15 protein-coding genes are annotated in these 26,278 nt (G+C 38.6%); 8 read left to right on the top strand and 7 right to left on the bottom strand.

Annotated elements, in window-relative coordinates:
• A complete protein-coding gene (locus tag HMPREF9009_RS04335; RefSeq protein WP_049701549.1) occupies positions 1–1,095 on the bottom strand; it encodes an SGNH/GDSL hydrolase family protein in 1,095 nt (364 codons plus the stop codon).
• Positions 1,096–1,153: 58 nt separating this feature from the next.
• On the bottom strand, positions 1,154–2,374 hold the full coding sequence (locus HMPREF9009_RS04330) for a M16 family metallopeptidase (protein WP_004313814.1): 1,221 nt from the start codon (positions 2,372–2,374) through the stop codon (positions 1,154–1,156).
• 105 nt (positions 2,375–2,479) lie between these two features.
• Here HMPREF9009_RS04330 and HMPREF9009_RS04325 point away from each other — a divergent pair, with 105 nt between their 5' ends.
• From HMPREF9009_RS04325 to HMPREF9009_RS04295, 7 genes are all read left to right on the top strand, one after another.
• Complete coding sequence (locus HMPREF9009_RS04325) at positions 2,480–3,013, top strand: LOG family protein (protein ID WP_004313813.1); 534 nt, start codon at positions 2,480–2,482, stop codon at positions 3,011–3,013.
• A 4-nt stretch (positions 3,014–3,017) separates the two neighbouring features.
• Entirely contained in the window at positions 3,018–3,623 is a 606-nt protein-coding gene (locus tag HMPREF9009_RS04320) for an SIS domain-containing protein (protein WP_004313812.1), read from the top strand.
• Positions 3,611–4,531, top strand: coding sequence for a carbohydrate kinase family protein (locus HMPREF9009_RS04315; RefSeq protein ID WP_004313811.1), 921 nt, complete (start codon positions 3,611–3,613; stop codon positions 4,529–4,531). Before HMPREF9009_RS04320 ends, HMPREF9009_RS04315 begins: the two co-directional genes overlap by 13 nt.
• A gap of 152 nt (positions 4,532–4,683) precedes the next feature.
• Positions 4,684–6,291, top strand: a complete 1,608-nt coding sequence (locus HMPREF9009_RS04310; RefSeq protein WP_049701548.1) for a DUF6377 domain-containing protein — start codon at positions 4,684–4,686, stop codon at positions 6,289–6,291.
• A 268-nt stretch (positions 6,292–6,559) separates the two neighbouring features.
• On the top strand, positions 6,560–7,723 hold the full coding sequence (locus HMPREF9009_RS04305; protein ID WP_049701547.1) for a glycoside hydrolase family 76 protein: 1,164 nt from the start codon (positions 6,560–6,562) through the stop codon (positions 7,721–7,723).
• Positions 7,724–7,758: 35 nt separating this feature from the next.
• Positions 7,759–9,228, top strand: a complete 1,470-nt coding sequence (locus tag HMPREF9009_RS04300) for a glycoside hydrolase family 125 protein (RefSeq protein ID WP_049701546.1) — start codon at positions 7,759–7,761, stop codon at positions 9,226–9,228.
• Between the two features lie 461 nt (positions 9,229–9,689).
• Entirely contained in the window at positions 9,690–13,394 is a 3,705-nt protein-coding gene (locus HMPREF9009_RS04295; RefSeq protein WP_162487378.1) for a hybrid sensor histidine kinase/response regulator transcription factor, read from the top strand.
• A 131-nt stretch (positions 13,395–13,525) separates the two neighbouring features.
• On the opposite strand, the gene HMPREF9009_RS04290 is transcribed toward HMPREF9009_RS04295, so the two are convergent.
• Genes HMPREF9009_RS04290 through HMPREF9009_RS04270 form a run of 5 tightly spaced genes read right to left on the bottom strand, consistent with a single transcriptional unit; the run spans position 13,526 to position 23,614 of the window.
• Positions 13,526–16,018, bottom strand: a complete 2,493-nt coding sequence (locus HMPREF9009_RS04290; RefSeq protein WP_049701544.1) for a beta-glucosidase — start codon at positions 16,016–16,018, stop codon at positions 13,526–13,528.
• A 25-nt stretch (positions 16,019–16,043) separates the two neighbouring features.
• Positions 16,044–17,048, bottom strand: coding sequence for a DUF4973 domain-containing protein (locus HMPREF9009_RS04285; protein WP_049701543.1), 1,005 nt, complete (start codon positions 17,046–17,048; stop codon positions 16,044–16,046).
• Positions 17,049–17,065: 17 nt separating this feature from the next.
• The gene (locus tag HMPREF9009_RS04280) at positions 17,066–19,099 is read right to left on the bottom strand and encodes a RagB/SusD family nutrient uptake outer membrane protein (RefSeq protein ID WP_049701542.1); all 2,034 of its coding nucleotides are present in this window, start codon (positions 19,097–19,099) and stop codon (positions 17,066–17,068) included.
• A gap of 14 nt (positions 19,100–19,113) precedes the next feature.
• Entirely contained in the window at positions 19,114–22,185 is a 3,072-nt protein-coding gene (locus tag HMPREF9009_RS04275) for a SusC/RagA family TonB-linked outer membrane protein (RefSeq protein WP_049701541.1), read from the bottom strand.
• A 19-nt stretch (positions 22,186–22,204) separates the two neighbouring features.
• Positions 22,205–23,614: an IPT/TIG domain-containing protein gene (locus HMPREF9009_RS04270; protein ID WP_049701540.1), complete on the bottom strand. Its 1,410-nt coding sequence runs from the start codon at positions 23,612–23,614 to the stop codon at positions 22,205–22,207.
• A 593-nt stretch (positions 23,615–24,207) separates the two neighbouring features.
• Here HMPREF9009_RS04270 and HMPREF9009_RS04265 point away from each other — a divergent pair.
• Positions 24,208–26,160, top strand: coding sequence for a glycoside hydrolase family 97 protein (locus HMPREF9009_RS04265; protein WP_049701539.1), 1,953 nt, complete (start codon positions 24,208–24,210; stop codon positions 26,158–26,160).
• The last annotated feature ends 118 nt before the right edge of the window (positions 26,161–26,278 follow it).

Below are 26,278 nucleotides of genomic sequence, written 5' to 3'. Positions count from 1 at the left end.
TTAGTCTCTAAACTTAATTTTCAGAATCTTGCTGATAGCAGGTTTATACTTCTTCAGCATCCGGTCGAATCCCAAATCGTTCGGGTGAGTTCCGTCGATGGTTCCCTCGTGATCTGTTCCCAAGAAACGGTCTTCTTTGATGAAATACAAGTTCTTTACGCCTTTTTTACGCAGTACTTCTACTTGCTCGGCGATAGCCTCATTCTGTTGCTTTACATTCTCACGGGCTTTCTGATTAAAGTTTCCCGTTTCGCGTATCAATGTCTGTATGATAATAATAGGTGTATCCGGATGTTTTTCCCGCAAGGTCATTACAAAGTCAACAGCCCGTTCGGTAATCTCTTTTGGAGAAGGATTGGGAATACAATCCAAGATAAAAGCGTCTGCATCAATATCCGCTAACATCCCGGCAACTTCTTTCTCCATTTTTCCATTACCACTCAATCCCAAATTAATGAAATTATATCCACTGCTACGGGATAAGCGGGCCGGATAGGCCATACCCGGACGGCTGGCAGAAGCTCCCTGCAAAATGCTGGATCCGTAGACTACTATTTTCTTTTTGAACGGATTTTCTCCTTTATATATGTGAGCATCAGAAGAGACGCCTATCTCCAGACTCTTCAACTCATCGTATAAGGGCAGATACAACAAACATTCTTTCTCTTCGGTTCCCATATTATCGACAATCACTCTTTCCGTAGTCACGCCACCCGGCATCCCTACTCCGGCAAATTGCCATTTCCCATCCCGTTTGATATACAAATCCAAGCCTTTCTGGGCTAGTCTGGTCAAGTTTGGCAATTGGTAATTGTCAGGAACAGTCCATTTAGCTTTTATCACCGGACTGTTCGTTGTGAAGGAAATAGCCAAACCTGCAGAGTTGGTGAATAACTTCTTTACTGCAGGAGGCATCGTACAATACTTTGCTGTATCTACCCGATGGAAATATTCACCTTCGGTAGTCGCTTTTCCTACCAATAAAAGCTCCTGGGCCGGCACATAGGTAAAATTGCTCTTCTGCTGTCCGAATGTTGTAAGGGGAAACATTATCAGACCCAGGCAAATCCAAACATTTCGTGTTAAGTTTCTCATGGTTAGTTTAATATTAACAGTTTATTAATTGTCAGTATATCGTAGCTGTATCAAAAAGCTACTTATAAATCAGCGTTGATAAATACTCTTCTGCAAACATTTCATTGGCAACCTCCAGTAGTTGCTGTGCCGTTAACTCTTCAATACGCTTAAAAACAAGCTCGGATGATTCATATTTATGATAATGAAGATATGTTTTCGCCATTCCCAGTGCATTATTCTCAAAGTTATCAGATGCCACTCCAATTTGTCCGATCAACTGCTTTTTCGCTGCTGCCAACTGGGAGGAAGTCATTTTCACATCACGCATCCGCTTCAGTTCCTTATAGGTCAGTTTCAAACAGGTGTCCATATCATCCACATCCGTCCCGAAATAAATACAAAAAGCCCCTGTATCCGTGTAGGAGGTCAGATTGGATTCGACATTATAAACCAGTCCTCTACGCTCACGAAGGGACACATTGAGTTTGCTATTCATCCCGGGACCTCCGAGGACATTGTTCAATAAATAGAGAGCTGTGCGTTTGTCGTCATACGCATTATAGCCACGGCTACCAATCATTACATGTGCCTGGTGTGTGTCTCTGGGAACCGTTAAATGTTCCGGCATATAAAGAGGCGGAGGTGTGCGACGATTCTCTACTCTTACATCAGGAATATCCGAAAGGTATTTTTCTACCAAGCGGATGATTTTCTTGAAATCATATTGTCCCTGAACAAAAAACACCATATTCCCCGGTTGGTAAAACCGGCGGGTAAACGATAGAACATCCTCTGTGCGAAAACTCCGCAGCAGTTCCGGTTTACCAAGAATGTTTCTTCCCAATGGATGATTGCGGAAGATCATATCTTCAAAATCATCGAAGATCAGTTCCGACGGAGTATCTTCATACGACTGGATTTCATCGATAATGACCTCCGTTTCTTTTTCTATTTCATGCTGCGGAAAAGTTGAATGAAATACAATATCCCCCAACAGTTCAAGCGCCCGTTCCAGATGTTCTTTCAGGAAAGCGGCATAGACCACCGTTTCTTCCTTATTAGTGTAAGCATTCAGGTCGCCCCCCACATTCTCCATCCGGTTGAGGATATGCCAGGCTTTCCGCTTCTCCGTTCCCTTAAAAATCAGGTGTTCTACAAAATGGGCCATTCCCTGCTCATTCTCCGCCTCATCGCGCGTTCCGGCATCGATCGCAAAACCACAATAAGCTACTTTTGAGAGGGTCGGTTCATGGATAATACGTAAGCCATTTGGCAATGTATATTCGTTGCAATGCATTGTTTTCTACTTCCTTATTGAATTAATGCCGCAAAAATACAATAAAACTTATTGCTGTTTATAGAAAATTGCAGATATTTGTGGACTATAACAGCAACAACGTATATGGAAAAGATAGGAATATTCTGTTCCGCTTCCGAAAACATTGACAAAGTGTACTTCGAAAGTGCCCGCCAAATAGGAGAATGGATGGGGCAGAAAGGAAAAACCTTGATATATGGAGGTGCCAGCCTCGGACTGATGGAATGTATCGCCCGCGCCGTGAAAGAAAACGGCGGCAAGGTCATCGGAGTTGTTCCCGCCAAACTGGAGGAGAACGGCAAAGTAAGCACTCTGTTAGACGAAGAAATTCACACCCGCAATTTGAGTGACCGCAAAGATATCATAACGGAGAAGTCGGAGGTGCTAGTCGCACTACCCGGAGGCGTTGGTACGCTCGATGAGATCTTCCATGTAATAGCCGCTGCTTCTATCGGTTATCACCGGAAAAAGGTCATCTTCTACAATGAATATGGTTTCTATGACGAACTATTGAAAGCACTCCACACGTTGGAGGATAAAGGTTTTGCACGGCAACCATTCTCAACCTATTACGAAGTAGCAAACACATTGAACGAATTAAAAGAAAAAATAAACTGATTATATGATAGACTCCATCAAACAACTTTTGCAACAGGAAGCACAAGCTGTGCTCAACATCCCAATAACAGACGCTTATGAAAAAGCAGTAAAACTGATTGTAGAACAAATACATCAGAAAAAGGGAAAACTGGTAACTTCCGGTATGGGAAAAGCCGGACAGATTGCCATGAACATTGCTACAACTTTTTGTTCCACCGGTATTCCATCTGTCTTTCTGCATCCCAGCGAGGCGCAACACGGTGATTTGGGTATTTTACAAAAAAATGATTTACTCCTGTTGATCTCCAACTCGGGCAAGACACGGGAAATTGTGGAATTAACCCGTCTGGCTCATAATCTGGATCCGGATTTGAAGTTTATTGTTATTACTGGTAATCCGGACAGTCCGTTGGCAAAAGAGTCGGATGTTTGTCTTAGTACCGGTAAGCCGGCTGAAGTCTGTGTGTTAGGCATGACTCCTACCACCTCTACCACTGCCATGACAGTGATCGGAGATATATTGGTGGTACAAACCATGAAAGAAACAGGATTTACGATCGCCGAATATTCAAAACGCCATCATGGTGGTTATCTGGGAGAAAAATCAAGATCACTATGCGAAAAGTAATCGGTATCGGAGAGACAATCCTCGATATCATCTTTCGAGGCGACCAGCCTTCCGCAGCCGTACCGGGAGGCTCTGTATTCAACGGCATCGTCTCATTGGGACGAATGGGAATAAACGTCGGCTTCATCAGTGAAACCGGGAATGACCGTGTAGGCAATATTATCCTGCAGTTTATGCGTGAGAATAATATCCCAACCGATCATGTCAACGTATTCCCGGACGGAAAATCACCGGTATCTCTGGCTTTTCTCAACGAGCAAAGCGATGCAGAATATATATTTTACAAGGATTATCCCAAACAACGCTTGGACGTCCTATTCCCTAAATTAGAGGAAGATGACATTGTGATGGTCGGTTCGTATTATGCATTGAATCCGGTACTGCGGGAAAAGGTTCTCGAATTACTCGATCAGGCACGAGAAAAGAAAGCCATCATCTATTATGACCCGAATTTCCGCTCTTCTCATAAGAACGAAGCCATGAAACTGGCTCCAACCATTATTGAGAATCTTGAATATGCAGATATCGTACGTGGTTCATTAGAGGATTTCCTCTATATGTATAATATGCAGGATATAGACAAGATATACAAGGATAAAATCAAGTTCTATTGCCCACGATTCATCTGTACTGCAGGCGGGGAAAAGGTAGCGTTGCGCACCAATCTGGTCAACAAAGATTATCCGGTAGAACCGTTACAGGCAGTCAGCACCATCGGAGCCGGCGACAATTTTAATGCAGGACTCATTTATGGATTACTCAAATATGATGTTCGATACCGCGATCTAAATAACTTGAATGAAGAAATATGGGATAAAATAATCCAATGCGGAAAAGACTTCGCAGCGGAGGTTTGCGGAAGTTTCAGTAATTCGGTATCCGTGGAGTTTGCTAAGAAATACAGGTAAAACTACAGATTAAGATTTATAAACCAACAGCCTATCCTACAAAGAATTTATATTATATAATCCATATTAAGTTAATCAGTAAGCCTTAACTTAATATGGATTTTCTTATCTTTGCAAACACCACAATTAATACGCAATCTTACTTAATACACATGAAAAGATTTATTCTGCCTCTATTAATAATAATCCTTATTCTTACCAGTTTGCCTACAAAAGCAAATAATGAGATCGAATCATTATTAAAAACATTAGATAAATCTCTACAACACAAATCTGTCTATACTAAACAAAAACAAAGGCAAATAGACAGTTTAAAAATAGTATTAAGGCAATCCGACAATATTCAAGAAAAAATAGGAATTGCCCAGTCCCTTTGTTTTGAATATTCATCTTTTCAGAAAGATTCTGCTTTAGTTTATGCCATCCACATGAATAACCTTGCTCAAAAAAGTAATGACAAAGAACTACTAATTGAGGCGAAATTAGATTATTCAAGAATACTATCTTCTATGGGCTTTTTCAAAGAAGCCTTAGCGATTGTCAACTCAACACAACAAGAGCAATTATCTCCGCGGCTGAAAGCTGAATATTTTCTCGGACAAGTCACAATTTATAATCATCAGAAAACTTTTGCCTCAAATGAGAATGATGCACAAGAGAACGATCTGATTGCACAAATTTATCGCGATTCACTTCTTCAATGCAAGGAAGTCCCCTCAAACGTACGAGCATTCATGTCAGCACCGACACTTCTCTTCCATAAAAAATACGATAATGCTATTCACATATTAGACAGCGTCTACAAAAGTTATGCACCTTATTCACGAGATGCCGGAATAATTGCATATTCTTTAGCTTCTGCCTATCAAGGCAAAAATGACTCTGAAAATATGATTAAATATTTCGCGATATCCGCTATCTCCGACGTATTAAATGGAGCCAGAGAGAATCTCTCTCTAAAAATACTCGCCAAATTGATCTTTGAAAGCGGAGACATAGACCGGGCATATAAATATATGAAAAATGCAATGGAGGATGCTATCCTATGTAATGCGAGAATCAATACTATTGAAGCTTCAGACATGTACCTTTTTATAGATAAGGCATTTCAGGAAAAGGAAAAAAATAAATTTATCACCATAACCATATTGCTTGTAGCATTGTGTTTTGTCTGTATCTTATTGTGTGCTTTGTTCATACAACTAAAAAAACAAAAAAGAAAAGTGGAGCAAGCCAATGAAAGTTTATCCTATCATCTTTATGAGATACAACAAATGAACTCAATATTAGCAGATAATAATAAAATCAAAGAAGAATATGTAGGACTATATATGGAACAATATACCAGTTATATTAACAAAATAGCCAATTTTAAAAAGAGGGCGCTTAAAATAGCCAAAAGCGAAGATATTAAAAAAGTGACGTCATTCCTTCACTCTTCACTCAACACAGAAGAAGATCTGACTGAATTTTATAATAACTTTGATAAAGCAATTCTAAATCTTTTTCCTAATTTCGTTGAGGATTTTAATGCATTGCTCTTACCGGAAAATGTAATTATTCCAGGTCCGGGTAAACTTTTAACACCTGAATTACGTATCTTCGCACTAATCCGCCTGGGAATTACAGATAGCGTAAAAATAGCCCACTTCCTGCAATATTCATTGTCGACTATCTATAATTACCGTTCAAAAATGCGAATCAAAGCAAATGGAGATCGGAATGAATTTGAAGAAAAAGTGGCTCGAATCGGGCAATAAATTCAAGAATAATAGTCTATCAGCCACACAATAGCATTTACATTTATGTGATATCCATCAACACGTATACACCTAATTATCAAACAGGTACATCTTACAAGCATTTACAATTCGCTTACTACCCATTTTATAAGTAGTCGGAATAAGGTATTTTTGTAGAGTCACAGTAGCAGTGATACCTGGGACTTGATCTCCAATGATTAATTCCCCAATAAATTGAAAAACAAAATTGGACTATTTTATAAATATCAATTAATGAAAGGAAACTATGAATAGCCTATTGCTCAATGTTATTTGTGCTTTCGCCATTGCGAACACAAATCCTAACGCAGAAAGAGCCCAGCAAAGCTTGGATGCCCTTTACAAAAACTATGCAGCACCCAATACTTGTTTGCTGCGCGAAAATTATCCTTCTGACCAGAACAACAAAGCAACTTATCTAGCGTCAGAAGAACAAGCAAAAAGACATAATGAATATTCTTATCTTTGGCCGTACTCGGGTACATTCTCTGCAGTAAACGCACTGTTGGAGAGCACTGGAAACAAAAAATACAAGAAACTTCTGGAAAATAAAGTACTACCCGGATTGGAAGAGTATTTCGACACACGAAGAGAACCATTCGCTTACTCATCCTATATCAGTAATCAACCTCTCTCTGATCGTTTTTATGATGACAACGTTTGGCTAGGCATTGATTTTACCGATTCTTACCACATGACCAAAAAACAAGCTTATCTGAAAAAAGCCAAACTGATATGGGAGTTTATTCTTAGCGGAAAAGACGATGTACTCGGAGGAGGTATTTACTGGTGTGAACAGAAAAAAGAGTCAAAAAACACCTGTTCAAATGCTCCCGGAACCGTATTCGCACTCAAGCTGTTCCAAGCCACTCAAGACAGTATCTATCTGAAGCAAGGAAAAGAATTATACGAATGGACCAAAGCGAACCTGGAAGATCCCAAAGATCATTTATACTTTGACAATATCGCACTTAACAAGAAAATCGGTCGTGCCAAATTTGCTTATAATAGCGGGCAAATGATGCAGGCCGCCGCCCTACTCTATCAGATTACCAAACAGAAGAATTATCTGGAAGATGCTCAAAATATAGCTGAAGCATGCCACAAATACTTTTTCGCTCCTTTCAATTCTCCTGACGGTCAAACTTTCCAATTATTGAGAAAAGGCAATATCTGGTTCACGGCAGTTATGTTAAGAGGGTTTATAGAGCTGTATAAGATAGATCACAACAAAACCTATCTGACTGATTTCCAAAAAAGTCTCGATTATGCATGGCAACATGCCAGGGACGAACGGGGACTCTTCCAAACAGATTGGAGCGGAACAGATAAAAGCGATAAAAAATGGCTGCTGACACAAGCTGCTTTTGTCGAAATGTATGGCAGACTAGCCGGAATCAATTTACAATAAACACTCTTAATCATCCACTCAAAAACACTGGAAATATGAAGAAAAGGAATATCGGATTATGCGTTGTTGCAACTACTTTATTCATGGGAAGCCATGCCCAAGCAACCGAACTTGTTTTAGCCAAAGATCATACCAATGTAGTCAATCAGGCGGCTGAAATTGCAGCTTACAAAAGCAACCGCCCACCTGTAAACCAGCGACTTTTTAAATCAAAAGCTGTGGAAGCAGAAATCATCAGGGTAAAAAAGCTGCTTACCAATCAGAAACTGGCATGGATGTTCGAAAATTGTTTCCCCAATACCCTGGAAACAACCGTTCATTACCGCACAACAGATGGCAAGCCCGACACTTTTGTTTACACAGGCGATATTCATGCCATGTGGCTGCGTGATTCCGGAGCACAAGTCTGGCCTTACATACAGTTGGCAAATAAAGATCCGGAACTGAAAAAAATGCTTGAAGGAGTGATCCGCAGGCAATTTAAATGCATCAATATCGATCCTTATGCCAATGCTTTCAACGACGGTGCTGTCGGAGGGGAATGGATGTCCGACCTCACCGACATGAAACCGGAATTGCATGAAAGAAAATGGGAAATAGATTCGCTTTGCTATCCGTTACGTCTGGCTTACCAATACTGGAAGGAAACGGGTGATGCCAGCATTTTTGATAGTGAATGGATACAGGCCATCACCAACGTGCTGACTACTTTCAAAGAGCAACAACGTAAAGAGGGTGTAGGTCCTTATAAATTTCAACGTAAAACGGAACGCGCACTCGACACTTTAAACAATAACGGACTAGGCGCTCCCGTGAATCCTGTCGGACTCATTGTTTCAGCTTTCCGTCCGTCGGACGATGCAACAACCCTGCAATTCCTTGTGCCTTCAAATTTCTTCGCGGTTTCCTCTCTAAAGAAAGCTGCCGAGATTTTGAATACAGTCAATAAAAATACCGACCTGGCAAAGCAATGTACAGACCTGGCAAAGGAAGTAGAAGCTGCATTAAAAAAATATGCGACCTATAACCATCCTGAATATGGCACGATTTACGCTTTTGAAGTAGACGGCTTCGGAAATCATTTCTTAATGGATGATGCCAACGTGCCCAGCTTGTTAGCGATGCCGTATTTGGGTGATGTGGACATCAACGACCCTATCTATCAAAACACACGCCGCTTTGTATGGAGCAAGGATAATCCTTATTTCTTCAAAGGAAAAGCAGGAGAAGGTATTGGGGGACCTCACATCGGTTATGACATGGTATGGCCTATGAGCATCATGATGAAAGCTTTCACCAGTCAGGACGATCAGGAGATAAAGACTTGCGTAAAAATGCTCATGAATACAGATGCAGGAACAGGCTTCATGCACGAATCTTTTCATAAAGACGATCCAAACAACTTTACCCGCGCCTGGTTTGCCTGGCAAAACACTTTATTTGGCGAGTTAATTTTAAAACTTGTCAATGAAGGAAAGACCGACTTACTGAATAGCATACAGTAAAAAAACAACTATTTTATAAAAGCTTCCCTATCAAGGGAGGCTTTTTTAATAAGAAGAATCGTTTTTAAAAGTCCTCAAGAAAGTAAAGTCAGATATTATTTGTATTATTGCAAGAATAAAGTGCAATGCTTCATTCTATAACCATGAAAACACTTACGTATAAGTTCATTATATTGTTATTCAGTCTGCTTTGCTATACCTTAAACAGCAATGCCTATAACCTCCGCCAAATCAATAATAAAGACGGGCTATCCAACAGTTCAATCCTGTCAGTTGGACAAGACGAGAATCATCTGATGTTATTCGGCACATGCGATGGTTTGAATATCTTTGATGGAAAAGATATCCAAATTTTCAGGTCTACACCCTCCAATCAAGCTATCAAGGGAAACTTTATAGAGAAAATTATCACGACTCAACCTGGAACTTATTGGATTAGAACGAATTCCGGACTAAACAAAATGAATTCTCAAAAAGGAGAATTCTTGTTTTTCCCAGAGTTTGCCGGCCACAACTTCATTTTCACAGATTGTCAGCATGACCTTTTCATATATGATGGAATCGGAAATTTACAGATATTCAATGAAAAGACCAAGCAATTTCAATCTGTCCTAATCCATAAATCCGAGCCAATTCCTCTTTCAGACATACTCGATATTAAGTTCGACTCCCAAAACAGACTTTGGGTATATGTAAAAAACGAAATGTATTACTGTTTCTCCTTATACAATAAGAACACAAATCAACCTTATATTGAATTACATGAAGTAAAACATTTTAATAAAAATATAACAAAAGCTTTTGCGGATGGAGATTATGAATTTATTGTGGACCAAGATGATATATTATATATGATCAGTTCCGAAGCTCCACAGATAACACACATTGCAGACATCAGTTGGCTTACTCACCAGAAAGGAGATATTAGCTCTATCATTAAATATAAAGAAGATCTTTTTATTAGTTTCCAGACAGAAGGTGTTGTAAAGTTAACTCTTACTCCCGAAAAAAAAGAACCCTATTCTATTATTGATTTACAGATTCACTGTGGTGTGCTTTCAATGATGAAAGACAAATCACAAAATATCGTTTGGATAGGTACAGACGGACAAGGAGTTTATAAATACACAGAGGAAGAATACACCTTAAATTCTTACCTATTTTCTCAAATATCTACCAAAGTCCAAAAACCGGTCAGAGCTATTTTCAAAGATGATCTGGATAATTTGTGGCTAGGAACAAGAGGAGACGGAATCATATTGTTACCCTCTTTCCTTTCAGCCCAAGAATCCCCCATTCATTTTTCTTCCGGCAACAGCCAATTAAATGAAAATTCCGTATACGCATTTGCACCCAGTAGAAAAAATATCCTATGGATAGGAAACGATGGAGGTTTGAATTACTATTCGTACACAAAGAAGAAAATTCAGAAAGTAATCCTCCCTCCTAAGATCGAATCAATCAATTACGTTCACTCCATACATGAAATAAATGATTCTACCTTATGGGTTACGACAGGAGGAACCGGAGTACTTAAGCTAATCCTTGATACAAAACAAGTTATTCCTACTGTAAAAAAGATTAAGACGTATATACACAAAGAAGAAAACCTAATTTACAACTATTTCTTCACATCTTTGCAGAGTTCTGATTCTTTATTATTTGGAAATAGAGGATATGGCATCTTCTCCATCCCTCAAAAACAAGACGTTTTGTCAAATATATATTTCAATAACAATCCAGCCGAACAAGCTGCCAATGACATCTTTAGCATGGAAAAAGACCCAAAAGGTAATTTTTGGCTAGGAACTAGTATGGGACTTGTGGAATACACAAAAGATAATCAAATCAAAACATATAAAGAACTCAATGAATTCATAAACAGTATAGTCCACGCCATACAGTCTGACAACGATGGTAATCTGTGGTTAAGCACCAACAAAGGTATCATAAGATATAACCCTAATGATGAGACCTTCCAGCTGTATGGTCAAGAAGAAGGGATTGATGTCATTGAATATTGTGATGGCGCATCTTTTGTGGACCAACAAAGCCAGACATTGTACTTTGGAGGCATCAATGGTTTTGTCACCATCCACAAGGAAAAGTTGAAGACAGAGGAATCCATATTCCCCATTTTAATATCTAATTTAAATGTCCTGGGGGAAAATGTTATGTTAGCAGACTTCTTATCACAAGAAAAAGATAAAAACAAACTATCATTAAACTATCAACAACACTCATTCACACTAAAGATTTCCGTTCCCGACTATATTTACAGTAGCAGTATTCTTCTATATTACCGAATCAAAGAAACAGATGAAAACTGGACTAAGATTTCAAGTAATACACTTAACTTTACCAACATGGTTCCGGGAGAATATACACTCGAAATCAAATATATTAATCAAGCCATTAACAAAGAAAGTAATGTGTTCTCTATCCACATTCACATTACTCCTCCTTGGTATACCTCTGCTTGGGCTTATATCGTGTACTATTTAATCGGCCTGACCTGCATATTCTTTATCATACACTCAATTCTCCGCCGAAACCGTTTAAAGAAAGCACGGGAACTTAAAGAATTGGAACAAGTTCATCAAAAGGAAGTGTATGAATCCAAATTAGAGTTCTTCACCAATATAGCATATGAGTTTTCGACTCCGCTAACACTGATCTTCGGTCCTTGTAACCGTATCATTGATAATTGTTCAGATAAAAATACAGTAAAATATGCCAAAGTCATTCAACGTAATGCGGAAATACTAAATGATCTGACCCAAGAGATAGTCACATTCCGCAGCATCGAGTCCAAAGAACGAAAACCATATATAGAGCAACTGCCAGTGGGCGAAATTATCTCAAAAGACCTTATCACCTTCGTCGATCAAGCATATTCAAATCAAATACTTTTCGAAAAAGAAATAGATTCTGCACTTATATGGAATAGTGATCGTTTCTTTTTAAGAACAATTATCATCAACTTATTATCAAACGCTTTTCACCATACAGGCAAGTCTGGCAAGATAGTTGTTCAAATCAATATACAAGAAGATAATTTATCAATCAACATCACGTTCCTAGGAAAGATCACGAAAAAAGAAATCCAGGTAATAACAGGCGAGTATCATCTTTTGAAAAATATAAAGGATACGTATGACACCAAACTTCTACGCCATGAACTCGGGCTCACGATGTCACATAATATGGTGAAACTACTACAAGGAGAACTAATAGTAGACACAACAGAAGAAAAAGTACAGTTTACAATAAAACTTCCCCAACTTGAATCGGATCCTCAAGAGATGAAGGTAAGCGATATCGATCCGATACATTCCGCTCATCTAAAAATGGAAAACAATCCGGAAATCAAGGATATGGTTCCCGAATTTAACATTCTCCGACAGACTCTCTTTTTAATTGAGCCAAACAAAGAGATGTCATGGTTCCTTATAGACACTTTCCATGAAGATTTTAACATCATCCCTATCCAAGACTACACACTGGCAACGCAAAAACTAGAGACTTACCAACCAGACTTAATAATTTACGACATTACTGGTAACTTTGTGGAAGGAATTGAATTTACTCAACAATTGAAAAGTAGCAAGAATCACGCACATATTCCCGTTATTCTATTATCTGGTGAACGAAATATAGAAGAACAAATAAAAGGAATCAATGCAGGAGCCGAAATGTATATCTTTAAACCCTTCTACAGTGACTACCTGAAAATATCGGTCAACAAGATATTAAATAGAAAGGAAACTTTAAAGAGTTATTTCAACTCTCCCAAAAGTGCTTACGATCTATCTAATGCAAAGTTAATACACAAAGAGGACAAAAAGTTCATTGAAACAATACTTGATATCATTAATGCTAATCTAGATAATAAAGACTTGTCAGCAGCTTTCATTGCCAATGAACTCCACATTAGTATGAGACATCTCTATCGTAAATTAAGCGAAATCGGAGAAGTGAGGTCTATAGCCAATATGATTAAGGATTGCAAGTTGCAAGTAGCAAAAGACCTTCTCATCAATACAAAGCTTTCGATTGACGAAATTGCCTATAAATCAGGTTTCACCGCTCGAAGTACTTTCTTCAGAAGTTTTACGGAAAAATATCACATTACTCCCAAAGAATTTCGCAAACAACAAGAATAAGATTACCACTATCTTATCGCTACTATATACAAAATCTCCCGAATGCCTCAAATCCCATTATAAAGGATTAAATCCGGCATCCGGGAGATCTTATAGGGTTTCGTCAGTTATTGAGTTTTCAATAACTCTTTTTATTTCAACGTAATATTTTGTTGGCTGACAATGTTTCTTGATGAAACTCCCAACATCAACTTAAATACACCCGGATCAACTACAAAATCATGTTTATCCACACTATAATAAGAGAATGAGTCTTTTGTCAGGTCCATCTCAACTTCAGCTGACTGCCCTGGTTCAAGATATACCTTTTTAAAGGACTTCAACTCTTTTAGAGGTTGTTCAACACCATTATTACTCGGTTTACCGATATAAAGCTGAACCACTTCTGATCCGCCCTTCTTGCCGGTATTAGTCAATTTGCAAGTTATCTTTGCCTTTCTATCATCCACAGGATCCTGAAAAACTCTCATATCAGACAGTTTGAAAGTAGTATATGACAAACCGAATCCAAACGGATATTGCACTTCACGGTTAAATTTATCATAACCACGATAACCCACAAAGATTCCTTCCGTATAAGGCACATGGAAATCATGGTCAGGATCGTAATAACTATTGTATGTAGGATTATCTTCCCATTTCTTTTCAAAAGTAATAGGTAGTTTACCCGACGGACTTACTTCACCGAACAAGATATTGGCAAGTGCATTTCCCGACTCCTGACCTGTATACCAACTCCAAAGCAAACCTTTGAGAGAAGGCTCCCATGACTGCATTTCAACATTGCCACCAGCATTGACAACTCCAATTATCGGTTTTTTACTCTTTATGACCGTCTCAATCATCGTTCTACTCGCTTCCGGTAATTCAAAAGTTCTATCACTATTTTCCGACTCCGTATCAGAGTTAAATCCAAAACATGCAATAATCATATCATATTCATTCAATCGCTCAACGAACATGTTCTTACTATTATCAGCTTCCGCTGTATTCTGCCACAACAAATTAGCACTTGCACCTCCACCTTCCTGGAAGTAGTCAATCTGAATATTATATTTCTGACCAGCTTTCAACTGCATAGTATACTTGGAAGTCCTATAACCAGATGGTCTGAATTCATCAATTACTTTTTTTCCATCAATAAACAGATTATAACCATCATCTCCGCCAAGAGTAAACTCATACTCTGCATTCTTATCCGAACAAATAGTTCCTGTCCACCTAACTGAAAAATGATCAGCCGGCATACCCTTATAACCAGTACCACTACTCCAACTATAGTTTATTCTACTTTCAAATTGATCTACAACCGGACTACCTTCTAAATTCATATTATTATAATAGCACGCTCTGAATCCTCTCTGTTTCAAACTACCATCCGTAAATATAATAGGATCAAAACAATCATACTCATCAACATATTCCGCCTTTATTCCATATTTTTCGGCAGCCTTACGAATCCCTTCAAATGCGCTGACATAACTAAACGGATTTACCGAACCACTGCCACCACCACAGACATAACCATTGGCATTTTTTCCTACAACCGCAATTTTCTTGTATTTTTTAGGATTGACAGGAAGAATATTCTTCTCATTCTTCAATAATACAATTGCTTCGTTTGCCACTTTAAGAGCAGTCTCCACAGAGGCCGGATTATCTAAAGGTATGTTTTTATCTTGTTGCTGTGCATCTAAAAAACCAAATCCGATTATAACACGAAGAATATGGCGTATTCTTTCATTAATGGTGTCCATTGTCACATAGCCGGTACGCAGGTAATAAGCGATCTCCTGTGGTTTATTCTTTTCCGCTCCCGGCATTTCTAAGTCCATTCCTGCATTACAAGTAGGAATCGAATATTGAGCCGCGCTCCAATCTGAAACGACCATACCATTGAACCCCCATGTTTTTCTCAACACATCCTTCAATAGCCAAGGATTTTCATTCGTATAAATGCCATTTACCAAGTTATAACTGGTCATTACCGCTCCAACCTCCGCTTCTTGAACAGCAGCTTTAAAAGCTGGGAAGTAAATTTCATGGGCAGTCCTTTCATCTATATCATTACTAATCCGAGCCCTATCATAATCTGAATTATTCGCCAAGAAATGCTTTACAGTAGCCATCACCTTCTGACTCTGAACTCCTTTTATATAGCCTACTGTTGTTCTGGCTGTCAGATATGGATCTTCGCCCATATACTCAAAGTTACGGCCACACATCGGAGCACGATGAATATTTACAGCCGGTCCCAATATGATATGTATTCCACGAGCTCTGCAATCCCGTCCCAATGACTGTCCGTATTCATAAGCCAGTTTTTCGTTCCAAGTGGCAGCAAGTGCCAGACCACATGGGTAGGCATTCGTTTCAATACGGTGTCCTACTCCTTGAGGACCATCAGACATCCTAATTGCCGGTACCCCCAATCGTTTGATCGGTTTTGTGTGAAACTGAAAGTCTCCACTTATGTAATCCAGTTTTTCTTGAATGGTCATCTGATTAAGAATCTCGTCCACCTTTTTATCCACATCGGAGGTATACCATTTTTGCGCAAAAGCAAAACCACCGTTGCAAAGTAGAAAAGAAATAAATAATGCTTTTCTGATTTTTGTACTCATAATTTCTCTTTTAAGTTTATTTTCATTAATTCCATTGGATTTGTTGGTCCATATCCGGTATCAAACTATTGATCTTACGTTCCATACTTAATGAACCTTCTGCACGATAAGATATTACTTTACCCGGTACAGTGGTTATATCATCATATCTATATCTCATATAAATAGTATAATAACGATGAACCAAGTAGGGCAAAACAGCATCTTTTTCTTCCCAAATCTCATAAGTCGGTTGACCTTCAACCTCAAAATTAATTTGGGGATTCACGGCCTTAACAGATAAATTTCCTTTCTTCTTTCCTTTTTCATCGACCTGTCCTTCTTCAAACTTTACATTTATCTTATAATCAGCTCTATCTATTGCATTATCTTCTTTGGTTCCCGCATAAAAAAATACAGTATTCTCATCTACAACATGTGCCCTACGCCTATCTACAACTAATGGAGCATCCTCTGTATCAATAAAATAGATATTCATTGCCATGGCAGAATAAGTACCGGAATAGTCATTAAATGGCAAAATATGGAGCAATGCTTTATGGATTCCTTTCCGTACATTTGTTATATAAGAGGAGTTATCCTCTATCTTCAAAGGCAACACCCATTCCTGTGACAAATCCAAATCTTCAAATTTAAATTTTATTTGGAATAATTCTTTATTTGATCCTCCGGGAATGTGACATACAGGTGACAATAATTCATAATACTTCTCCGGTAACTGTGAATACCATAAGTCCGTCCTATACTGGAATTTCTCTTCGTTCAAAATACCTAATGTGTCATTATCTACGACAATATTCACATCGACAGCTTCGTCAGATAAAGTCAAGCCACTTCGCAGAACGGGAAGATCATAAACGACTTCTCCACTAGGATGATAACGCAAATAAATATCTGCCACACCTTCGCCACCAACCGGTGCTTTCAAAGAGACCATATGAGGATATAATTCCTCTACCCACTCATTATTACATGCACTAAAAACAGAAAACATGCATAACATCATTATATAAGTATTTATTCTTTTCATATTCGTAAATTTATAGATTAATCATAAGTTTTCCATCCCGGAGCCTGAGTCATGCGTTTATTGTGTTTCAGTTCACCATAATCTATAGGCCAGAAATACATCTTACGCGAAAAAGAGGTTTGTAATTTTTCTACCCGAACCCGGTCATAGAAATCTTCAGCTTTAGCCTGGGTCATCAGTACATTACACCCATAAACAGGTTCCGCTTCTTCCTTTTCCACATCTTTCCAACGCCTTAAATCATAATAACGTTGATTTTCACCCAACAGCTCAATCTGCCGTTCACGTTTCAAATATTTACGAAGTTCACCACTATCTTCATATACCTGTTCTTCATAATCAGGCACTCCTCCACGAATACGAATCTGCGAAATCGCTCTACTCATTTCTTCCTTATCGCGGGAGATCGTATATGGTATACCATCCCAAGTGGCCACCTCAAAACTACTTCCCGGAGTCAATTCATTCAAAGCTTCGGCGTACATTAATAAGATGTCAGCATAGCGGATCGCACAATCCACTTTATCATAGATTTTACCATTATTCGTGTTGCAATCTTTCGGATTAATATATTTCATCATCCCGATACCTGTCGGCTGCCATTTATCAGAAGCATTCGTTCTACCATTCGTATTTCCTCTATAATACCACATCTGTAAATTCCGATAGTTACCATCCCTCGCACTTGCAAAAGGCCAAAATGCTCCGTTAAATGCAACGCTAGCATAGAAACGAGGTTCACGATTTGCATACTCCTTCCAAACTCCGGAGCGCACTTGGGGATATTTACCCTCATTCACTTCCTGTTCCGTTACAAAGCGTTCTCCTACCGGAGTTTCCGACAAGAATTTATTGAGATCAAATGGTTCTCCATTTGCCAAAGCGTAAGCATCACATTGCTTAGCAGTCAGTCCATGGCAATTATTCCCCCCAGCCGAACCAGGCATCTGATCATTGGCCATAGAGTTAACACCATCTCCTAATCCATTATTTCCACGAGTAAAAATCAATTCCGGATTTTCTACAGCATACAAATCACCATTAAAAATAGCACGATAAGATTCAAACGGATCAATATCCGCCCACCCTTCCGGAAAATTCTTTTCTGAATACAATTTATGATAGGGCGGTTTTACCGTAGCAGGGTAAGCCTCACTTCCCCTGCTCTTATAGGGAGCTGTATATAATTTATATACTCCTCGATCAGCAAGATCTACAACGTCTTTTGCCGCTGCCGCCGCTCTGGCCCACTTCTTTTCATCATAAGTCTGCGACATTAAAATACGCCCTTTATCATCCACAAAATCTGAAAACTTGTCCGGATCATCCGGATGAGGATTATTAATAGGGCTTGCGGTGAACAACAATGCCTTTGCGCGGGTAGCTAATGCCGCTCCTTTTGTTGCACGAGCAATATTCCGATTATTTCGTTTTTCCGGCAAATCTTTAGCCGCTAACACCATCTCGTCAGCAATATAATCTACTACCTCATCATAAGTACTCCGGGGGTATGACATCTCATCATAAGTAGCATCAATACTTACAGTTTCACCGGGCATAATAGGCACAGGTCCATATTTCCTCAACAATAACCAATAAAAATATCCACGCAGGAAACGAGCCTGTGCTTTCATATCAGCAATTTCGGTTTGCGTAAGTTCCTCGTTTATATCAATATTATTAATCAATATGGATGCTTGCCGGATTCCTTCATAACATTTCACGTAAGTGGCCCATGTCCAACCATAATCATATTCTCCAAATTTAAACTTACGATAATTAATATTTCCGTTTGTTTCATTAAATATCATATCATCAGAATAGTTAGTTACAATTTGAGAAATAGTCCCAATCTCAATATTGGCACCTAACAAATGGTTATAACAATATGAAAGCCATTGCTCGGAATAATCTTTACTTTTGAATATTTTGTCTTCGTTTTGTCTATCTTCGAAGAACTTCTCCACACTTAAGTAATCAGAACAAGAAGAAAAAACAGCTCCTATTCCCAAGCTACAAATCATAGCCCATATTATATATTTCTTTTTCATGTGTCTTTCTATATTTAGATGTTTATTGTTAATCCTAATGTATATGCTTTAGATAACGGATAAACCTGTCCGTTGCTACTTCCCAATTCAGGATCCCACAACTTAAAGCTGGAGAAAGTGACCAGATTAGTCCCCATAAAGTAAATACGAATATTATTCAGACGTATTTTGTTGACTATACTCTTAGGAATAGTGTATCCAACCTCCAGATTTTTAAGTCGCAAATATGATCCATTACGCATCCAGTAAGTCGATGACTGATAATTATTGTTATTTCCACCATAACTTAAGCGAGGATATTTAGCATTAGGGTCTTCATTTTCCCCTAATATCCACCGATTGGATTTCACTACATCTGTTAAAATATTCCCCCAGTCACCATCTTTAAATGGATATACGGTATACCCGTCAATAAAGAATGTAGATTTTCCGGCACCTTGAAAAAGAACATTCACATCAAATCCTTTCCATTGGGCAGAAAAGCCAAATCCATAAATCAAATTCGGACGATTTGTGGCTCCAATAGGTACATAATCTTTATCATTGACGATGCCATCTCCATTCACATCGCGATATTTGATATCTCCTGGCATAACATCTCCCCAAGTCTGCTTTGCACTATTACGGATATCATCATAATCTTTAAATAATCCTTCAGCAATCAAACCGCGAGGCTGACTCACTTGAAAACCTGTGGCCAAAGTATATTTATAGTTGGTAACTTCCTCATCATACTCCAGAATTTTACTCTTACTATATGTAATATTTCCACGCAAAGTTAAGTTTACATTTCCTATCTTTTGTTTAAATCCGAAATTTCCATCGAGTCCTCTTGAAGAAACAGCGCTTACATTAGTCGCATACGATAACGAAGAATTCAACCCAACACTCACAGGTATAAAACTGCGTGATTGATAAATCCCATCACGACGCTCATAGAAATAATCAATCGTACCCGTAAATCTATCATCCCACAAAGAAAAGTCTATACCAATGTCGTGCTTGGTAGCAATTTCCCACGTCACATTTGTCGTTGCATATTTCGTATAAGTTAATCCATCATAGAAATAGGAAGTTTCGAGGTCGGAATAATTAAAACCATTACCAGAAGAATTTCCGAAACTAGGTAAATATGGAAAACGATCGTTCATTGTATCATTACCAACTTTACCATACGAATAACGAAGTTTGAACATATTCATCCATTTCAAGTGTTTCTTAACAATCGGTTCTTCTGCTATATTCCAGGCAGCCGAATATGCTGGAAAAAAACCGAATTGGTGATTAGGAGCAAAATTCTCAGAACCATTGTATCCAAAATTAAAGTCCACAAAATAGCGATACTTCCAGCCATAAGTGAATCGACCGGCCAGTCCTTGATGCCGTCTGTCTATTCCTTGTATGACATCTGAATTGCTTGTCGTATTAATTATTTTATCCTGTGTATATTTCAGAACTCCACCAATAAGGTGGTCACTAAAGGAACGATTGTAATGTAGTTCTGCCTCCAAATATTCTTTGCGTTCACCTGTTGAAGAAGATTGTTGACTCATGATCTCTTCCCCTCTTACTTTCGTTGGAACCAACTTTCCATCAGAATCCCGATTCTGCTCTACTTTCCACATTTCAGGAAGTTTCTTGCGATTATTCCATTGAGCATTGTTCGTATCCATACCAAAGCGTCCGACAAATTTCAATCCTTTGGTTATGAAATCAAACTTCTGTTCCAATGTTATATCCGCCTGCATTTTATTATTCCAATGTTCTTGGTAACCTGTCTGCGTAGAAGCAGCCCATGGATTCATACGCCCGTCAGAATTTCCATAGGCCGGTATACGTCCGTCGGAAAACAATACAGGAGAAGTGATTGGGCTATACCCCATTACTGATTCCCAAACACTATTACCCACACCCGGCTGATTCATTTTATCCAAAGACCCTGCAATTCCTACTCTTACTAATGTAGATTTTGTAATATCCATATCAACATTCACACGATAATTCCAACGGTGATAACTGGAATTGGTATCGTAATCCTTCAATCCTTCATCTACATTATACATACCTGCTTCTTTGACATAACTAGCAGATACATAATAACGGGCCAATGAACCTCCACCATTAATATTCAACGTGGCACGATAAGTGGGTGCGCCTTTCTTCAATAACATTCCCATCCAATCAACATTAGGAAACAAATCTTTATCCAAGCCATTGGCTAGTAAGTGTAAATCTTCATCCGAATAAAAGGGGATTTGATTACGGGTAATACGTGCTTCATTCATTAAAGTTGCATAAGTATATCCATCAACCAGTTCCGGAGTATAAGTACGGGTATTATAGGTTGTTTCAACCTTGGCATCAATATGCACCTTACCTTCTTTTCCACGCTTTGTTGTAATCAGAACAACCCCATTTGCGCCACGTGAACCATAAATAGCTGTAGCTGAAGCATCCTTCAAAACTGTAAATGTCTCAATATCTTCAATATTGATTTCATTCATACTACGCTCGAAACCGTCCACTAACACCAAAGCACTTGAGCCTGCACCAAAAGTCGAGATACCACGTATCCAGAACTCTGATCTATTTTCTCCAGGCATTCCTGAAGTTTGTCGTGCCAGCACACCTGCCACATTACCCGCAAGCGCATTGGTTATACTTGAAGATGACGTTTTCAAAGTACTAACATCTACATTGGTAACCGCACCAGTCATCGTCAATTTCCTTTGTTCTCCGGTGCCAGTTACAACTACCTCATCTAGTGCTGTAGCTTTCGCCTCCTTCATTACAACTTTGATGGTTTTCTGTTCTTTAATCAGAATCTCTTGTGTCTCAAATCCTATAAACGATATAACCAATCGTAAATAAGGTTCCATCTTTATCTTAAATTTACCATTAATATCAGTAATGGCACCCAATCCCGGTCGGTCTTGAATTACTACATTGACACCTACCAAAGGCTCATGGCTTTCATCAGTTACCAGACCAGTAACAATTATTTCCTCTCGGTCCACTTTTGCTTGAGCGTGCAACCCCAACGTACTGCAAATAACAAGCAACAACATTATATATAAAGTTCTCATGTAATATGTGTTTTTATAGTTATTCTACCGTAATTGTGCGAATTCTATGATTATCTCTTTCCCCAATATAGAATGTTCTGGTTTCTTCATCATAAACAATTCCCATCGGTTGATTAAAACGGGCTTCTTTTCGAAGATCTCCATCAATATGTCCCTGAATTTGTCCATCCGAAGAAGTACTGCCTCTCCCCGCAAAAGTTGAAACAAAACCTTCCGGTGTGATCTTTCGAATACAATGATTATTTCTATCGCATAAATAAAAATCGTAAACATCTTCTTTACCTTCTCTTACATAGTCTTCATTTTTAACGAATGTTCCCTGAACAGGAGTATCAAAGCGAGCCTGTTCGCCCTGACCATCTACATATCCCCACTCATTAAACCTGCCTGCAAAAATTATAGGAGTCTGAAATTCTTTTGTTGTTGTATTAAATTTAGATTTAAAAACACATTGAGCGCCCAAAATATACATAAATTTACCCGAAGGATGACCCGATATATAAGAACGGTCATCTCTACCTTCATATACAGGAATAACTTCTTGACCCGCCATTCCTTTTATAGAAGGATCATATACGGCCTTTTGTAAAGCTGATTTCCACCAGGTATTATAATAAAGGCATTCATTTAACGGATGATAATAAACAGAATACCCGCAACGATCATATATATAAGGTTGAGCTTTTCGGAAATTTTCAGAGCGCAGCAAAAAAGAGATTGCCATTCGCTCCTTATTATTTTCTCCATTATCATCTATAACAAAGATTGTATCTCCCTTCATATCAAATGTCATATATTGCATACTTTTAAATGCGCCCTGCCCATTAGTTATCATTGTAGAGACTTCTTCTTTAGCCAGATCAATTTTTCTAATGCAACTTCCCGGATGAGACACATATAAATACTTCTCCACACCAAATGTATCCAGCAACATCCACTCTGCTGACACAAAACCTGCTTCATCAAAAGTCCCGTCAATATTTGCAGCATTACCCTGCTCATCTACCTTTCCACAAAGAGTACCTACCGAAGTCTTAGAAACATAGCTGAAACGTTTTTCAAATTCATAATTGACTTCAGAACTTCCATCGGCACTTTCAATAGAAACCTTAACTACACCATCAAATGCCCGCCGAGGCACCATACAGTAAATTTCGGTTCCACTACTCCCAATCGTATACGCAACTTGTCCTCCAATCGAGACATGAATTTTAGAGATATCGGTGCCAAAGTTCTCACCATAAATGTAAAACTTAGTACGGATACTACCTTCTTCAGGAGAAAAATCTCTGAAAACCACAGGTTTTGATGGGTCGTAACCACCCGTACTAACCGTATCATCCTTGCAACTATAAGAAAATGCAATCAGACACAAGAGAAATACACTCGCCCAATGGGGAGTTTTTCTTTTCATTTGTTCTTTTTTCATAAAACATGTATTAATTTTAGGGTTTCACATAAATACAAATTAGCTATCCTGAAAATTTCACTTCACCTTAAAGTCATACAAATGACACTTCAATCAAATTTCACTACTACCTTATTCTCTGAAAAACGAATTCGCCCGGCACTCATTTAAAACACTGCAAAGGTGAGCAAAAAGCTATAAGTTTTTTTAGAAAATGAGGCTTATTGCCATGAATAACTCAATTTTAGACGTTTTTGGCACAATATAGGACTTTCAAAACACAAATACCCCCATATAACGCATCCATGAAGTCTTAAATTAATCCTTTATACATTATCATCTTCTTTTCTTGGGGAAAAGCGAAGCAAGGCAGTATATAGAGCTCGCTTCTACCCATTAATATATATAACCCCATCAGTATTCCATTATTTCATAGAGATTAGACTGGATAGAGTACCAAATTAAGACATATACGTCCATCTTTGCGCCATTTCACCCAAAAAGCATGTCAATTGACAATAACAACTATCACACTACAATATCTTTGCATCATTCAATCACTCCAAGAATTCGCAACGGACAAAATAATAATACCATATAAAAACTATTAATCAATGAAGAAGTACATTTTTTTATTACTGTTTGCATGTTGCCTGATATTCAATATACAGGCGCAAAACAAAATAGAACTATTTTCTCCCAACGGAGAAATTAAAGTTTCTATTCGCCTTAGCGATAAGATCTATTACGACGTATCCTGCAGCAACGAAAAAGTATTGGAGAACAACTCTCTCATGCTCGCTCTAAAAGAGCAGGTTTTAGGAGAGCATCCGAAGCTATCCGGACAAAAACGAAAGAGTGTAAAAGAAACGTTAACGCCTATTGTCCCATTAAAATTTGCATCCATAGATAACGAATACAATCAACTTTTACTTAATTTCAGAGACAACTACTCCGTAGAATTCCGTGCTTTCAATGATGGAATAGCATACCGTTTCATAACTCGCTTCAAAAAGGACATAGAAGTTATAGGAGAAGACTTTTCTCTGCAGCTCCCCTCTGAATATCTACTTCACCTACAGCAACCTGAAGGTTTTAAAACTGGTTACGAAGAGTTTTATTCACATATTCCCAGTACCTCTTGGAAACCATCGGATCGGATGTCTGTACTCCCCATACTAATTGACACTCACAAATCATATAAGATCTTAGTTTGCGAAGCTGATTTATCGGACTATCCTTGTATGTTTTTAAAAAGTGACGGGAACAATAACATAACTTCCGTATTCCCCAAAGTTCCTCTTGAATTTGGTGACGATGGAGACCGTAGTCTCAAAATCCTAAAAGAAGCTGATTATATTGCCAAAACTAATGGTAAAAGAAGTTTTCCATGGCGTTATTTCAGTATTGTGAAAGAAGACAAACACTTGGTAGAAAATACCATGACCTACAAACTGGCTGCCCCTAATCAGCTACAAGACGTATCATGGATTAAACCTGGACAAGTAAGTTGGGAATGGTGGAATGGAGCGATTCCTTATGGAGAAGACGTGACATTTAAAGCGGGTTGCAATCTGGCTACATATAAATACTATATTGATTTCGCAGCCAAATACGGTATTCCTTACATCCTCATGGATGAAGGATGGGCAAAAACAACTCAAGACCCCTATACCCCCAATCCAGATGTAGACCTCCACGAGCTAATCCGTTACGGAAAGGAGAAAAATGTAGATATTATACTTTGGCTATCCTGGCTGACAGTAGAGAAGAACTTCGATCTCTTTAAGGTTTTAGGAGAATGGGGAGTGAAGGGAATAAAAATAGATTTTATGGACCGCAGCGACCAATGGATGGTCAACTTCTATGAGCGAGTAGCGAAAGAAGCAGCCAAACATCACCTTCTTATTGACTTTCATGGGGCTTTCAAACCTGCCGGATTAGAATATAGATATCCGAATATTCTATCTTATGAAGGAGTAAAAGGGATGGAACACATGTGGGACTGCCTTCCAGACAATAGCGTATATCTCCCTTTCATGAGAAATGCCGTAGGTCCGATGGATTATACCCCCGGAGCAATGATTACTATGCAGCCGAACGTTTATCGTACCGAACGTCCTAATTCTGCAAGCATTGGTACACGCGCCTATCAACTAGCTTTATATGTCATCTTTGAAAGCGGGCTTCAAATGTTAGCTGATAATCCTACATTATACTATCGTAATGAAGACTGCACACGCTTCATCACTCAAGTTCCCACTACCTGGGATGAAACAATTGTTTTGGATGCCAAGATAGGAGAATATGTAATCGTGGCCAAACGCAAAGGTGAGAAATGGTTCATTGGCGGCATGACCAATAGTAAGGAAGAAGAAAGAAATTTTGAAATCAGCCTTGACTTCTTGAAAACCGACAGATGTTATCATCTCACAGCATTTGAAGATGGTATCAATGCTAGTCGTCAAGCAATGCATTATAAAAGAAGAACACTGGAGGTAAAACAGGGACAAAGGCTTTCTATCAGAATGGCCAAGAGCGGTGGATTCGCTGGCATTCTCGAATAGAGATAAATCCGTTGCCGAAACACCAAGTGCCACTTTAGCTGATATAGCGATAAGGTGGCACTTTTTTCATAAACAAGGTTAGTGATACATAAATAGAAGACATGTAGGGAGGTAAAAT

The sequence above is a fragment of the Bacteroides sp. 3_1_13 genome (genome assembly GCF_001185845.1).
Classification (GTDB): Bacteria; Bacteroidota; Bacteroidia; order Bacteroidales; family Bacteroidaceae; genus Bacteroides; species Bacteroides xylanisolvens.
The sequence above is the reverse complement of the archived record's forward strand: the minus strand, read 5'-3'. Positions and strand labels throughout refer to the sequence as shown.